This window comes from Streptomyces sp. NPDC026417 (assembly GCF_055567695.1).
Window position 1 is genome coordinate 63,309 of record NZ_JBVHPY010000009.1, and the last position, 14,252, is coordinate 77,560.

Genomic DNA, 14,252 nt, shown 5'->3' on the forward strand with positions numbered 1-14,252 from the left:
GCCCTTTCCGGGACGATACGGCGGAGGCCGTGAGGTGCACGGCTCAGCTCCTCCGCCCTGGGAGGCCCCATGAAGAAACGCGCAGCCGCTCTGTGCGGCGCCGCCGTCGCGGTGGCCGCACTGATCACTCCGGTCCCCGCCGTCGCGGCCGACGGGGCCGCGACCGCGGCACCCGGCGCCACGGCAGCCCCGGCGAAACTCACCTGGAAGAAGTGCGGCACCAGCGACCGCCCGACGCTGCAGTGCGCGTCCCTGAAGGTGCTCCTGGACCACTCCAACCCGGACGGCCGGCGCATCACCCTCGCCCTGTCGCGGGTCCGGCACACCGCGAAGACGTACCAGGGGCCCCTGCTGGTCAACCCGGGCGGGCCCGGCGGCAGCGGGCGCACACTGGCCGGCTTCGTCGCCTCCAAGCTGCCGAAGAAGGTGGCCGCGCAGTACGACGTCATCGGCTTCGACCCGCGCGGCGTCGGGGCGAGCAGGCCTGCCCTGAACTGCCGGCCCGGCCACTTCGCCCCGGTGCGGCCCGACTCCGTGCCCGCCACCGAGGCCGCGGAGAAGGCCGGGCTCGACCGCGCCCGGGCCTTCGCCGAGGCCTGCGGCACCAAGTACGCGAGCCTGCTGCCGTACATCGACACGGTCGACGCGGCCGAGGACATGGACGCGATCCGGCGGTCCCTGGGCGCCGAGAAGATCAACTACCTGGGGTACTCGTACGGGACCTACCTGGGCGCCGTGTACGCGAAGCTCCACCCGGACCGGGTGCGCCGCCTGGTGCTGGACTCCGTCGTCGACCCGACCGGCGTCTGGTACGACGACAACATCCAGCAGGACTACGCCTTCAACGACCGCCACATGGCGTTCATGAAGTGGGTCGCCAGGCATCACGGGACCTACCGGCTCGGCACCGACCCGGCCCGGGTCGAGGCCCGGTGGTACGGCATGCGCAAGGCCCTCGCGAAGAAGCCGGCGCAGAAGAAGGTCGGCGCCTCCGAGCTGGAGGACACCTTCATCCCCGGCGGCTACTACAACGGCTACTGGCCCTACCTCGCCAAGGCGTTCGCGGCCTACGCGAACGAGAAGAAGTCCGGCCCCCTCGTCGAGGCCTACGAGAAGTTCGGTGCGGTCGACTCCGCGGGCGACAACGGCTACAGCGTCTACACCTCGGTGCAGTGCCGTGACGCGTCCTGGCCGCGGGACTGGGAGCAGTGGCGCAAGGACACCTGGGCGGTCCACGACGAGGCGCCGTTCATGGCCTGGAGCAACGCCTGGTACAACGCGCCCTGCGCCTTCTGGCCGACCGACTCGGCGCGGCCGGTGGACATCTCCAACGACGAACTGCCGCCGGCGCTGCTCTTCCAGGCGACCGACGACGCGGCCACGCCCTACCGGGGCGCCGTCGCCGTGCACGAGCAGCTGCGCGGCTCCAGCCTGGTGGTCGAGGAGAAGGGCGGCAACCACGGTGTCACGCTCAGCGGGAACGCCTGCCTGGACAAGCACCTGGCCACCTACCTCGCCGACGGTGAGGTGCCGCGTGGTGACGGCGAGGCCGACGCGGGGTGCAAGGCGCTGCCCGATCCCAAGCCGCTGAACGCGAAGAAGGCCGCTCCGTCGCGCGGTTCCTCCCTGCACGGACTCCTCGGCGTCCGCCGCTGATCCCGTCGTCCGGCGGCGCCGGGCGGTGCCGCCGGACCGGGAGGGCCCGCCCTGTCGCGGGCTTGTCGGACCCGTGGTCCACCATGGACGCATGAGTGAGCCGACCCGCATCGCCGCCCCCGCCGGGGTCGCCCCCGCCGCCGCGTACTCGCATGTCGTCACGGGCACCGGGCGCTTCGTCGCCGTCTCGGGCCAGCTCGCCCTGGACGAGCACGGCGAGCCGGTCGGCGAGGGCGACCCGGCCGCACAGGCCCGGCAGGTCTTCGAGAACCTGCGCCGCTGCCTGGCCGCCGCCGGCGCCACGTTCGACGACGTCGTCAAACTCACCTACTTCGTCACGGACATGGCGCACATGCCCGCCGTCCGCGCGGCCCGGGACGCCCACATACCGGCCGACCGCCTCCCGGCCGCCTCGGCGGTCCAGGTCGCCGCGCTGGTCCGCCCGGAGTTCCTGATGGAGATCGAGGCATACGCGGTGCTCGCGGAGTGAGTTCCCCTCCGGTCCGCGCGACGGCCGTACCGGGACGGTCAAGTCCTCTCCCGTGAAGCCGAGTTGTGCTCCCGGGGTCAGGGTGCGGGCAGCCGGGACAGGGCGCGGACCGCCGCCTCCGCCAGGGCCGGATGCGCCAGGCACGCGGTCAGGACGGGCCGGGCGCGCTCGTCGCCCAGGGCACCGAGCCCCTCCACGCACGCCAACGCCACCCGGCGGTACGGGTCGTGCGGCCGGAGTCTGCGCTCCAGCGTGGTGACGAGCGCGGGCACCGCCTCGGGTGCGCGCAGTGCCGTCAGAAGCCGTACCGGCTGGAGTGCATAGGCGACGCGCAGTTCGTTGGTGGCGAGTGCGGCGGCCGCGCGGGCGGTGCGCGGATCACCGAGCGCGGCGAGGGCGTGGGCGGCGGACGCGCAGCGCTGCGGGTCGCGGTGGTTGAGCAGCAGGACGAGTGCCTCGAAGGCCCGCCGGTCGCCGGCCGTCCCGAGCCGGAAGGCGACCAGTTCCCTGGCCCACAGGGGCTGCCCGGGTTCGGTCAGGGCCGCCGCCAGTTCGTCGAGGTCCTCGGTCGCCACGAGCCGGTCGTAGGAGGCGGAGGCCCCCGCCTCGATGCGTAGACGCTCGGTGAGTGATCGCAACTCCTCGTCCATGTCGCCGAGCCTAGAGGGGCGCCCCGGACGCCGGGACCTACATCACAAACCGGGGACTGGCGCGCTCGTTACCGGCCGGTTAAGCTCAGACGAGCGAGTTACCCACTCGCGTACTGCTTGCGGTGGCCTGGTGACGCAGCCACCGCGAGTGCCAGTCGGTTCGGTACTTCACGTACCTCAGTACGACACGGCTCCGGGACAGAGCCGGTCGGTCCTCACCGTTCTCGGGGCGTCCGTGCTTCCGCCCCCGGACGGCACCGGGCGTGTGCGCTCGTCAGCCCGGCAACACCCGCATCCCTCGCACCGTGTGCGCCCCGTCGGCGTACCCGCGTGCATCCCAGTCGTCACCCTCTTCCTGGAGTCCCGCGATGGCCACTCCCCTGTCCGACACCCCTCTGTCCCCGCTGAAGACCGTCGCCGTCGTCGGCCTCGGCACGATGGGCACCGGCATCGCCGAGGTCCTCGCCCGGGCCGGCCGCGAGGTCGTCGGCATCGACATCAGCGAGGCCGCGGCCGCCCAGGCCGTCACCGTGCTCGAAGCCTCCACCGCCCGCGCCGTGCAGCGCGGGCGCCTCACGGAGCAGGAGCGCGGCGACGTCCTCGCGCGCTTCCGCACCTTCACCGACCTGCAGGCGGCGGCCGACGCCGACCTGGTCATCGAGGTGACCCCGGAGTCGTACGACATCAAGCAGCAGGTCTTCCGCTCGCTCGACGGCATCGTGCGCCCGGAGACGATTCTCGCGACCGGCACCAACGCCCTCTCGGTGACCCGTCTGGCGGCCGACTCGGCCCGCCCGGAACGCGTCCTCGGACTGCACTTCTTCAACCCGGCCCCGGCCATGAAGCTGGTCGAGGTGGTCTCGTCGGTGCTGACCGCGCCGCAGGCCGTCACCGCGGTCACGGACCTGGCCGTGCAGCTCGGCAAGGAGCCCGTCGCCGTCGGCGACCGCCCCGGATTCGTCGCCGACGGACTGCTGTTCGGCTACCTCAACCAGGCGGCCTCGATGTACGAGGCCAGGTACGCCTCCCGCGAGGACATCGACGCGGCCATGAAGCTCGGCTGCGGGCTGCCCATGGGACCGCTCGCCCTGCTGGACCTGATCGGCATCGACACCGCCCGCACGGTCCTGGAGGCCATGTACGCGGAGTCCCACGACCGCCTGCACGCCCCCGCGCCCATCCTCAAGCAGCTCAGCGAGGCGGGCCTGACCGGCCGCAAGTCGGGGCGCGGCTTCTACTCGTACGAGGCTCCCGGCAGCAACACCGTCGTGCCGGACGCGCTGACACCCGCCGCCGGGCAGTCCGGGACGCCCGGCCGCACCGTGCGCTCCGTCGGTGTCGCGGGCTCCGGCACCATGGCCTCCGGTATCGCCGAGGTCTTCGCCAAGGCGGGTTACGAGGTCGTCCTCGCGGCCCGCAGCGAGGAGAAGGCCGAGACCGCCAAGGCCCGGATCGGCAAGTCGCTCTCGCGTTCCGTCGCCAAGGGCCGGCTGACCGCCGAGGCCGCCGCGCAGACCCTGGACCGGATCACCCCGGCAGGCTCCTACGACGCCTTCTCCGACGTCGACCTGGCGGTGGAGGCCGTCGCCGAGGACCTGGAGATCAAGCAGCAGCTGTTCGCCGTGTTCGACAAGGTCTGCAAGCCGGGCGCGGTGCTGGCCACCACCACCTCCTCGCTGCCCGTCGTCGCCTGCGCCCGCGCCACCTCGCGTCCGCAGGACGTGATCGGCATGCACTTCTTCAACCCGGCGCCCGCCATGAAGCTCGTCGAGGTGGTCCGCACGGTGCTGACCGCGGACGACGTGCACGCCACGGTCCGCGAGGTCTGCGCCAAGATCCGCAAGCACCCGGTGGACTGCGGCGACCGGGCCGGATTCATCGTGAACGCGCTGCTCTTCCCGTACCTGAACAACGCGATCAAGATGGTCCAGGAGCACTACGCGACGCTGGACGACATCGACGCCGCGATGAAGCTCGGCGGCGGCTACCCGATGGGCCCGTTCGAGCTGCTGGACGTGGTCGGCCTCGATGTCTCGCTGGCCATCGAGAAGGTCCTGCACAGCGAGTTCCGCGACCCCGGCCTGGCGCCGGCGCCGCTGCTCGAGCACCTGGTGGCCGCGGGCTGCCTCGGCCGCAAGACGGGCCGTGGCTTCCGCGAATATGCCCGGCGCTGAGGCCCGCGAGGACTGGTACGGGGAGTCCGCCGACTGGGGCGGGCTCCTCGACCCGGCCGGAAACCCCCCGCCCGGGGAGGGCGGGGGGATCTCCGGACATGCGCACTCCCCTGCGCAGATGCAGTACGTTCGGGTCATGTCCCAGCCCGCCAAGTCCTCCCGTACCTCAGCCACGCCCGACGCGCCGGAGAGCGCCGCGGGCGGTCGCGCCGCCGCGCAGCGGCTCAAGATGCGCCGAGAACTGGCGGCCGCGGCCATGGAGCTGTTCGCCACCAAGGGGTACGAGGCGACGACGGTCGACGAGATCGCGGCCCGAGCCGGGGTGGCGCGGCGTACGTTCTTCCGGCACTTCCGGTCCAAGGAAGAGGCGATCTTCCCGGACCACGACGACACCCTGATCCGCGCGGAGGCGGTGCTCAACGCGGCGCCGGCGCACGAGCATCCGCTCGACACGGTGTGCCGCGGCATCAAGGAAGTCATGAAGATGTACGCCGCACGGCCCGAGATCTCGGTGTCGCGCTACAAGCTCACGCGCGAGGTGCCGACGCTGCGCGAGGCGGAGATCGCCTCCGTGGCGCGCTACGAGAGGCTGTTCACCCGGTACCTGCTCGGTCACTTCGACGAGCACGCGCACGACGACGACGCCAACGACGATCCGCTGCTGGCGGAGGTCGCCGCGTCGGCCGTGGTCACCGCGCACAACCACGTGCTGCGCCGCTGGCTGCGGGCGGGCGGCCAGGGCGACGTCGAGGCCCAGCTGGACCACGCGTTCGCGATCGTGCGGAAGACCTTCGGGTCGGGCATCGGCGCCGGACGCGAGGTCGCGCCCCAGGCGGCGCAGGCCTCCTCCTTCACCGAAGGGGACGTCCTGGTGACCGTCGCCCGGGTGGACGCCCCGCTGGACCAGGTCATGCGCACCATCGAGCAGGCGCTCAAGGAGCGCTCCTGACGGTTCCTCCGCACCGCGGCAGTGCCGCACACCCACCAGCGCCGGACGGGCTCACTTTGGGCCCGTCCGGCGTTTTCGTACCTTTTTCCGGGCGCATCTGATCGATCATCGCTCAGGTGTTACGTAAAGATTTCACCTGAGCGCAACTTCTGGCACTGCGTGCCTTGTCAGGTGACACGGCGTGCCATACGTTGAAGTGGTCCGGGCGGCCGGCGTGCAGAGACCATGCGTACGCCGGCTGTCCCCGCAAGCCTCCCTCGAGCACCGCCCGTGGGTACCCCGGCAAGCGCGCCCGGACGCCTGCGTCACAGGCAACCTTCTGCGCCACAAAGCGCTGCCAGCAGCACATCCGCCGAACCGACGGCACCCCTCGATACCGCAGCAGCACCGACGTGACCCTCAGCGTCTCCCCTCAAGACGCCATTCGCCGGAGGCAACACAGTGAAGGAAATCCTGGACGCGATCCAGTCGTCGGAGTCGACCTCTGCCGACTTCGCCGCCCTGCCGCTCCCCGAGTCGTACCGTGCGATCACCGTGCACAAGGACGAGACGGAGATCTTCTCCGGGCTCGCCACGCGCGACAAGGACCCGCGCAAGTCGATCCACCTGGACGACGTGCCGGTGCCCGAGCTCGGCCCGGGCGAGGCCCTGGTGGCCGTCATGGCCTCCTCGGTCAACTACAACTCGGTGTGGACCTCGATCTTCGAGCCGGTGTCCACCTTCAGCTTCCTGGAGCGCTACGGGCGCCTGTCGGAGCTCTCCAAGCGCCACGACCTGCCGTACCACATCATCGGCTCCGACCTCGCGGGCGTCGTCCTGCGCACCGGCCCGGGCGTCAACTCCTGGAAGCCCGGTGACGAGGTCGTCGCGCACTGCCTCTCGGTCGAGCTGGAGTCCTCGGACGGCCACAACGACACGATGCTCGACCCCGAGCAGCGCATCTGGGGCTTCGAGACCAACTTCGGCGGCCTCGCCGAGATCGCGCTCGTGAAGTCCAACCAGCTCATGCCGAAGCCGGACCACCTCAGCTGGGAGGAGGCCGCCGCCCCGGGCCTGGTGAACTCCACCGCCTACCGGCAGCTCGTCTCCCGCAACGGCGCCGGCATGAAGCAGGGCGACAACGTCCTGATCTGGGGCGCCAGCGGCGGTCTCGGCTCCTACGCCACCCAGTTCGCGCTGGCCGGCGGCGCCAACCCGATCTGCGTCGTCTCCAGCGAGCAGAAGGCGGACATCTGCCGCTCGATGGGCGCCGAGGCGATCATCGACCGCAGCGCCGAGGGCTACAAGTTCTGGAAGGACGAGCACACCCAGGACCCGAAGGAGTGGAAGCGCTTCGGCAAGCGTATCCGCGAGTTCACCGGCGGCGAGGACATCGACATCGTCTTCGAGCACCCGGGCCGCGAGACCTTCGGCGCCTCCGTGTACGTCACCCGCAAGGGCGGCACCATCACCACCTGCGCCTCCACCTCGGGCTACATGCACGAGTACGACAACCGCTACCTGTGGATGTCCCTGAAGCGCATCATCGGCTCGCACTTCGCGAACTACCGCGAGGCCTGGGAGGCCAACCGGCTGATCGCCAAGGGCAAGATCCACCCGACGCTGTCGAAGGTGTACTCCCTGGAGGAGACCGGGCAGGCCGCGTACGACGTCCACCGCAACCTCCACCAGGGCAAGGTCGGCGTGCTCGCGCTGGCGCCCGAGGAGGGCCTGGGCGTGCGCGACGAGGAGAAGCGCGCCAAGCACATCGACGCCATCAACCGCTTCCGGAACGTCTGAGGTCTCCCGATGACAGAGCGTCAGAAGGACCGGCCGTGGCTCATGCGCACGTATGCCGGTCACTCCACCGCCGAGGCGTCCAACGAGTTGTACCGGCGCAACCTCGCCAAGGGGCAGACCGGTCTGTCGGTCGCGTTCGACCTGCCGACCCAGACCGGCTACGACCCGGACCACGTCCTCGCCCGCGGCGAGGTCGGCCGGGTCGGGGTGCCGGTCTCCCACCTCGGTGACATGCGCCGTCTGTTCCAGGACATCCCCCTGGAGCAGATGAACACCTCGATGACCATCAACGCCACCGCCATGTGGCTGCTGGCGCTCTATCAGGTCGTCGCGGAGGAGCAGGGTGCGGACATCACCAAGCTCCAGGGGACGACCCAGAACGACATCGTGAAGGAGTACCTGTCGCGCGGGACGCACGTCTTCCCGCCGGGTCCGTCCCTGCGCCTGACGACGGACATGATCACCTACACGGTGAACCACATCCCGAAGTGGAACCCGATCAACATCTGCAGCTACCACCTGCAGGAGGCCGGGGCCACCCCGGTCCAGGAGATCGCCTACGCGATGTCCACCGCGATCGCCGTGCTCGACGCGGTGTTCGCCTCGGGCCAGATCCCCGAGGAGCGCAAGGGTGACGTCGTCGCCCGCATCTCCTTCTTCGTGAACGCGGGTGTCCGCTTCATCGAGGAGATGTGCAAGATGCGGGCGTTCGGCCGGATCTGGGACCGCATCACGCGGGAGCGGTACGGCATCGAGAACCCCAAGCAGCGCCGCTTCCGCTACGGCGTCCAGGTCAACTCCCTCGGCCTGACCGAGGCGCAGCCGGAGAACAACGTCCAGCGGATCGTCCTGGAGATGCTGGCCGTCACCCTCTCCAAGGACGCACGCGCGCGTGCCGTGCAGCTGCCGGCCTGGAACGAGGCGCTGGGCCTGCCCCGGCCCTGGGACCAGCAGTGGTCGCTGCGCATCCAGCAGGTCCTGGCGCACGAGAGCGACCTGCTGGAGTACGAGGACATCTTCGAGGGCTCGCACGTCATCGAGGCGAAGGTGGCGGAACTGGTCGAGGAGTCGTTCGCCGAGATCGACCGCATCCAGGAGATGGGCGGCGCGATGGCCGCCGTCGAGTCGGGCTACCTGAAGTCGCAGCTCGTCTCGTCGCACGCCGAGCGGCGGGCCCGGATCGAGGGCGGCACCGAGAAGATCGTCGGCGTCAACGTCTTCGAGTCGACCGAGCCCAACCCGCTCACGGCCGACCTCGACGCGGCGATCATGACGGTCGACCCGGCGGTCGAGGCCGGTGTGGTGGCCGCGCTGAAGGACTGGCGCGACAACCGCTACCAGCCGCCCTTCAACCACCCGCGCCCGTGCAAGGCGCTGGAGCGGCTGAAGGAGGCCGCCCAGGGCTCGGAGAACCTCATGGAGGCCACCCTGGAGTGCGCCCGCGCCGGGGTCACGACCGGCGAGTGGGCCGGGGCCCTGCGCGAGGTGTTCGGCGAGTTCCGCGCCCCCACGGGCGTCTCCTCCGCGCCCGTCGCGGTCACCGCCGAGGAGGGCACCGCACTCGCGCTCGTGCGCCGCAAGGTGGAGCTGACGGCGAAGGACATGGGCGTCGGCAAGCTCCGGTTCCTGGTCGGCAAGCCGGGCCTGGACGGGCACTCCAACGGCGCCGAGCAGATCGCCGTGCGGGCCCGCGACGCCGGGTTCGAGGTGGTCTACCAGGGCATCAGGCTCACGCCCGAGGAGATCGTGGCCGCGGCCCTCGCCGAGGACGTGCACGGAGTCGGCCTGTCCATCCTGTCCGGTTCGCACGCCCAGCTGGTGCCGGACGTGCTGGACCGGCTGCGCGAGGCGGGGGCCACCGACATCCCGGTGATCGCCGGCGGGATCATCCCGAACGCCGACGCCGAACAGCTGCGGGCCGCGGGAGTGGCCGCGGTCTTCACCCCGAAAGACTTCGACATCACCGGAATCATCGGCCGTATCGTCGACGAGATCCGGAAAGCGAACAAGCTCGACCCCCTGGAGGTCCCCGCATGACCACGCCCGTCAACCGCCTTCGTCCGCGGCGCTCCTGCCTGGCCGTACCGGGCTCGAACCCGCGCTTCCTGGAGAAGGCCCAGGGCCTCCCGGCCGACCAGGTCTTCCTCGACCTGGAGGACGCGTGCGCGCCGCTCGCCAAGCCGGAGGCGCGGCACACCATCGTCAAGTTCCTCAACGAGGGCGACTGGACCGGCAAGACGCGGGTCGTGCGGGTGAACGACTGGACGACCGAGTGGACGTACCGCGACGTCGTCACGGTCGTCGAGGGCGCGGGTCCGAACCTCGACTGCATCATGCTGCCGAAGGTCCAGGACGCCCAGCAGATCGTCGCGCTGGACCTGCTGCTGACGCAGATCGAGAAAACGATGGGCTTCGAGGTCGGCAAGATCGGCATCGAGGCGCAGATCGAGAACGCCCAGGGCCTGAACAACGTCAACGAGATCGCGACGGCCTCCCAGCGCGTCGAGACGATCATCTTCGGCCCGGCGGACTTCATGGCGTCCATCAACATGAAGTCGCTCGTCGTGGGCGAGCAGCCGCCCGGCTACCCGGCGGACGCCTACCACTACATCCTGATGAAGATCCTGATGGCCGCCCGCGCCAACAACCTCCAGGCGATCGACGGCCCCTACCTGCAGATCCGCAACATCGACGGCTACCGCGAGGTCGCCCAGCGCGCCGCCGCGCTCGGCTTCGACGGCAAGTGGGTGCTGCACCCCGGACAGGTCGAGGCGTCCAACGAGATCTTCTCGCCCTCCCAGGAGGACTACGACCACGCGGAACTGATCCTCGACGCGTACGACTTCTACACGTCCGAGGCGGGCGGCAAGAAGGGCTCCGCGATGCTCGGCGACGAGATGATCGACGAGGCCAGCCGCAAGATGGCGCTCGTGATCTCGGGCAAGGGCCGGGCCGCCGGCATGCAGCGCACCAGCAAGTTCGAAGCCCCGGAGGCCTGAGCACCATGCAGTTCGGACGCACCTACGAGGAGTTCGAGGTCGGCGCGGTCTACAAGCACTGGCCCGGGAAGACCGTCACGGAGTACGACGACCACCTCTTCTGTCTCCTGACGATGAACCACCACCCGCTCCACATGGACACCAACTACGCGGAGCAGACGACCGACTTCGGGAAGAACGTCGTCGTCGGGAACTACATCTACTCGCTGCTGCTCGGCATGTCGGTCCCCGACGTCTCCGGCAAGGCGATCGCCAACCTGGAGGTCGAGTCGCTCAAGCACGTGGCGCCGACCTTCCACGGCGACACGATCTACGGCGAGACCACGGTCCTGGACAAGACCCCGTCGCGGTCGAAGAACGACCGCGGGATCGTCTACGTCGAGACCAAGGGCTACAAGCAGGACGGCACGCTGGTGTGCGTGTTCCGCCGCAAGGTGATGGTCCCCACCGAGACGTACATCAAGGAGCGCGGCGGCGAGCAGCCCGGCCGCCCCCAGCTCAAGGAGCAGGAGAAGTAGCCATGGCGCGACTCGCCCAGACCGCCGGTCTCACCGACATCCAGCAGGAGATCCTCTCCACCGTCCGCGACTTCGTGGACAAGGAGATCATCCCGGTGGCGACCGAGCTGGAGCACCGCGACGAGTACCCGCAGCAGATCGTCGACGGCCTCAAGGAGTTGGGTCTCTTCGGGCTCATGATCCCCGAGGAGTACGGGGGTCTGGGTGAGTCGCTGCTCACCTACGCGCTGTGCGTGGAGGAGATCGCGCGCGGCTGGATGTCGGTGTCCGGCATCATCAACACGCACTTCATCGTGGCGTACATGCTCAAGCAGCACGGCACGCAGGAGCAGAAGGACCACTTCCTGCCGCGGATGGCGGCGGGCGACGTGCGCGGCGCGTTCTCCATGTCGGAGCCGGCACTCGGCTCGGACGTGTCGGCCATCACGTCCAAGGCGGTGAAGGACGGCGACGAGTACGTCCTGAACGGCCAGAAGATGTGGCTGACGAACGGCGGGACCTCGACGCTGGTGGCCGTTCTGGTCCGGAGTGACGAAGGACACCCCGAGGGCACCGCGCCCCACAAGTCGATGACGACCTTCCTCGTCGAGAAGGAGCCCGGCTTCGGAGAGGTCCGCCCCGGCCTCACCATCCCCGGGAAGATCGACAAGATGGGTTACAAGGGCGTCGACACCACCGAGCTGATCATGGACGGACTGCGCATTCCGGCCAATCGGGTGCTCGGCGGGACCACCGGCCGAGGGTTTTACCAAATGATGGACGGCGTCGAAGTCGGCCGTGTGAATGTCGCGGCGCGTGGCTGCGGCGTCGCTCAGCGCGCCTTCGAGCTGGGCGTTTCCTACGCCCAGCAGCGGCACACCTTCGGCAAGCAGATCGCCCAGCACCAGGCGATTCAGTTCAAGCTGGCCGAGATGGCTACCAAGGTCGAGGCCGCTCATGCGATGATGGTGAATGCAGCACGCAAAAAGGACTCCGGGGAGCGAAACGACCTCGAAGCAGGGATGGCGAAGTACCTCGCCTCCGAATACTGCAAGGAAGTCGTCGAGGACGCTTTCCGGATCCACGGCGGCTACGGCTTCTCCAAGGAGTACGAGATCGAGCGTCTCTACCGTGAGGCGCCCATGCTGCTGATCGGCGAAGGTACCGCCGAAATCCAGAAAATGATCATCGGGCGCAGGTTGCTCGAAGAGTATCGACTGCAGGGCTAGATGTCCTGATTCGGGGTGTTTTCTTCGAGAAGAAGATCACACCCCGTCAACACTCTTCGGCCTCCGACTCGGCTTCCTGGCTTGCCCAGTTGTGGCCCGCGACCGGTACGATCCCGGGAAAGCCGCCGTCCCCCGTTCAGCGCGGCATCATCCGCTACGAAGGTCATCCATGCCCCACAGCCAAACCTCTGCACCTCGCGACAGCCGAGTCGGCGTACGCCTCGCGCGCGGAGCATCGCCGTGGCTTCTCCCGACCGTCGCCACCGCAGCACTCAGCCTCGCCCGCGCGCGCCGCTCCGGCGCCGCCAAGGCCGTGGCCGTACCCGTCACCGCGCTCGCGGCGGGGATGCTGTGGTTCTTCCGCGACCCCGAGCGCGAGATCACCCAGGGCCGGGTCATCTCGCCGGCCGACGGTGTGGTGCAGAGCATCATGCCGTGGAAGGACGGGCGCACCCGCGTCGCGATCTTCATGAGCCCGCTGAACGTCCACGTCAACCGCGCGCCGCTGGCCGGCACGGTGACGTCCGTGGAGCACATCCCCGGCGGGTTCGTCCCGGCGTTCAACAAGGAGAGCGAGAACAACGAGCGCGTCGTCTGGCACTTCGACACCGAACTCGGTGACATCGAGATGATCCAGATCGCCGGTGCCGTGGCCCGCCGCATCGTGCCCTACATCCCGCAGGGCACCAAGGTCGAGCAGGGCGAGCGGATCGGCCTGATCCGCTTCGGTTCGCGCGTCGACATCTACCTTCCCGAGGGTGTCGAGGTGGACGTGGAGGTCGGTCAGAAGACCGTGGCTGGGGTGACTCGCATTGACCGTGGTTGATCCAGAGACACAGGCCGGCTGGGTGCCGGAGGCCGACGAGATGGACGACGCGGAGGAGATGCCGCTGTCGCTCCGCCTCTCGATAGCGGACACGCTCACCCTCGGTAACGCCACGTGCGGCTTCATGGCGGTGTACTTCACCACCACCGGCATCCTGATCCCGCACCTCACGGGCAGCCAGGAGACGGGCATGGCGCGGCACAGCGCCGCCACGGCCGTCATCCTGATGCTCTGCGCGGCGGTCTTCGACCTGTTCGACGGTCTGGTCGCCCGCAAGCTGCGCTCGTCCCCGATGGGCGCGGAGCTGGACAACCTCTCCGACCTGATCAGCTTCGGCCTGGCGCCGGCGTACTTCGTGCTGGTGTACGGCATGGTCGCGGACGACGCGCATCAGCGGGTGGCGGCGGTGGGGGCCATCGTGGTCCTGCTGGCGGTCGTCCTGAGACTCGCGCGCTTCTCCTGCGTCACGGTCAAGGACGGCACGTTCCAGGGCATGCCCAGCCCCTTCGGGGCGCTGACGGTGGTGTCGATCGTGCTCCTGGAGCTGCCCTTCGTGGCCACGCTCCTCGCGATCATCGGCACGGCCTGGCTGATGGTGAGCCGGGTCGAGTACCCGAAGCCGCGCGGTCCGCTGGCGGTCGCGATGCTCTCCTGGATCGTCGCCGCGATGGGGCTGCTGGCGGCCTGGGCGTTCGAGGCGCCCGGCGGTCAGCTCCTGCTCCAGACGGGCTGCGCGCTCCAGCTGGTCCTCGGTGCGGTGATCCCCCTCTTCGCCACGGCGCGACGGGTGAACACCTTCCGGGACAACCGGCGCGAGGCGCGCGCGGCGCAGCTGCCGTAACGCCCCGTATTCGCCTGGAGGGCCCCGAACCTACCGGTTCGGGGCCCTCCGGCGTCCCCGCCCGGCGGCCGGCCCGCGCGGGCCCCGGGCAGTGCGCACGACGGGCGCCGCGGCCCCCAGCCGCCCGCCGAGACGCCCGGACAGCCGGGACGGGCATCGCAG

12 protein-coding genes are annotated in these 14,252 nt (G+C 69.8%); 11 read left to right on the top strand and 1 reads right to left on the bottom strand.

Features of this window, described 5'->3' with window-relative positions:
• Nucleotides 1-69 precede the first annotated feature (69 nt).
• Together ACZ4NT_RS16400 and ACZ4NT_RS16405 are read left to right on the top strand one after the other, a co-directional pair.
• A complete protein-coding gene (locus ACZ4NT_RS16400) occupies nucleotides 70-1,656 on the top strand; it encodes an alpha/beta hydrolase (protein WP_467725913.1) in 1,587 nt (528 codons plus the stop codon).
• Nucleotides 1,657-1,747: 91 nt separating this feature from the next.
• The gene (locus ACZ4NT_RS16405) at nucleotides 1,748-2,146 is read left to right on the top strand and encodes a RidA family protein (RefSeq protein ID WP_121407015.1); all 399 of its coding nucleotides are present in this window, start codon (nucleotides 1,748-1,750) and stop codon (nucleotides 2,144-2,146) included.
• Nucleotides 2,147-2,223: 77 nt separating this feature from the next.
• Here the strand turns inward: ACZ4NT_RS16405 and ACZ4NT_RS16410 are convergent, their stop codons facing one another.
• Nucleotides 2,224-2,796 (bottom strand): adenylosuccinate lyase, encoded by a 573-nt coding sequence (locus ACZ4NT_RS16410; protein WP_121407012.1) that lies wholly within the window; start codon nucleotides 2,794-2,796, stop codon nucleotides 2,224-2,226.
• Between the two features lie 368 nt (nucleotides 2,797-3,164).
• Between ACZ4NT_RS16410 and ACZ4NT_RS16415 the strand changes: the two genes are divergently transcribed.
• The 9 genes from ACZ4NT_RS16415 to pssA all read left to right on the top strand — a co-directional run bounded on the left by ACZ4NT_RS16415 (nucleotide 3,165) and on the right by pssA (nucleotide 14,090).
• On the top strand, nucleotides 3,165-4,970 hold the full coding sequence (locus ACZ4NT_RS16415; RefSeq protein ID WP_467725915.1) for a 3-hydroxyacyl-CoA dehydrogenase family protein: 1,806 nt from the start codon (nucleotides 3,165-3,167) through the stop codon (nucleotides 4,968-4,970).
• Nucleotides 4,971-5,106: 136 nt separating this feature from the next.
• A complete protein-coding gene (locus ACZ4NT_RS16420; protein WP_183117078.1) occupies nucleotides 5,107-5,919 on the top strand; it encodes a TetR family transcriptional regulator in 813 nt (270 codons plus the stop codon).
• A 441-nt stretch (nucleotides 5,920-6,360) separates the two neighbouring features.
• On the top strand, nucleotides 6,361-7,698 hold the full coding sequence (ccrA, locus tag ACZ4NT_RS16425) for a crotonyl-CoA carboxylase/reductase (protein ID WP_121407005.1): 1,338 nt from the start codon (nucleotides 6,361-6,363) through the stop codon (nucleotides 7,696-7,698).
• A gap of 9 nt (nucleotides 7,699-7,707) precedes the next feature.
• Complete coding sequence (locus tag ACZ4NT_RS16430) at nucleotides 7,708-9,735, top strand: protein meaA (RefSeq protein ID WP_121407002.1); 2,028 nt, start codon at nucleotides 7,708-7,710, stop codon at nucleotides 9,733-9,735.
• The gene (locus ACZ4NT_RS16435; RefSeq protein WP_121407000.1) at nucleotides 9,732-10,697 is read left to right on the top strand and encodes an HpcH/HpaI aldolase/citrate lyase family protein; all 966 of its coding nucleotides are present in this window, start codon (nucleotides 9,732-9,734) and stop codon (nucleotides 10,695-10,697) included. Before ACZ4NT_RS16430 ends, ACZ4NT_RS16435 begins: the two co-directional genes overlap by 4 nt.
• Nucleotides 10,698-10,702: 5 nt before the next feature.
• Nucleotides 10,703-11,215, top strand: a complete 513-nt coding sequence (locus ACZ4NT_RS16440; RefSeq protein ID WP_121406997.1) for a MaoC family dehydratase — start codon at nucleotides 10,703-10,705, stop codon at nucleotides 11,213-11,215.
• 2 nt (nucleotides 11,216-11,217) lie between these two features.
• A complete protein-coding gene (locus ACZ4NT_RS16445; RefSeq protein WP_121406995.1) occupies nucleotides 11,218-12,423 on the top strand; it encodes an acyl-CoA dehydrogenase family protein in 1,206 nt (401 codons plus the stop codon).
• Nucleotides 12,424-12,592: 169 nt separating this feature from the next.
• Complete coding sequence (locus tag ACZ4NT_RS16450; RefSeq protein WP_121406992.1) at nucleotides 12,593-13,249, top strand: phosphatidylserine decarboxylase; 657 nt, start codon at nucleotides 12,593-12,595, stop codon at nucleotides 13,247-13,249.
• Entirely contained in the window at nucleotides 13,236-14,090 is an 855-nt protein-coding gene (gene pssA, locus ACZ4NT_RS16455) for a CDP-diacylglycerol--serine O-phosphatidyltransferase (protein ID WP_121406990.1), read from the top strand. Before ACZ4NT_RS16450 ends, pssA begins: the two co-directional genes overlap by 14 nt.
• Nucleotides 14,091-14,252: the final 162 nt, after the last annotated feature.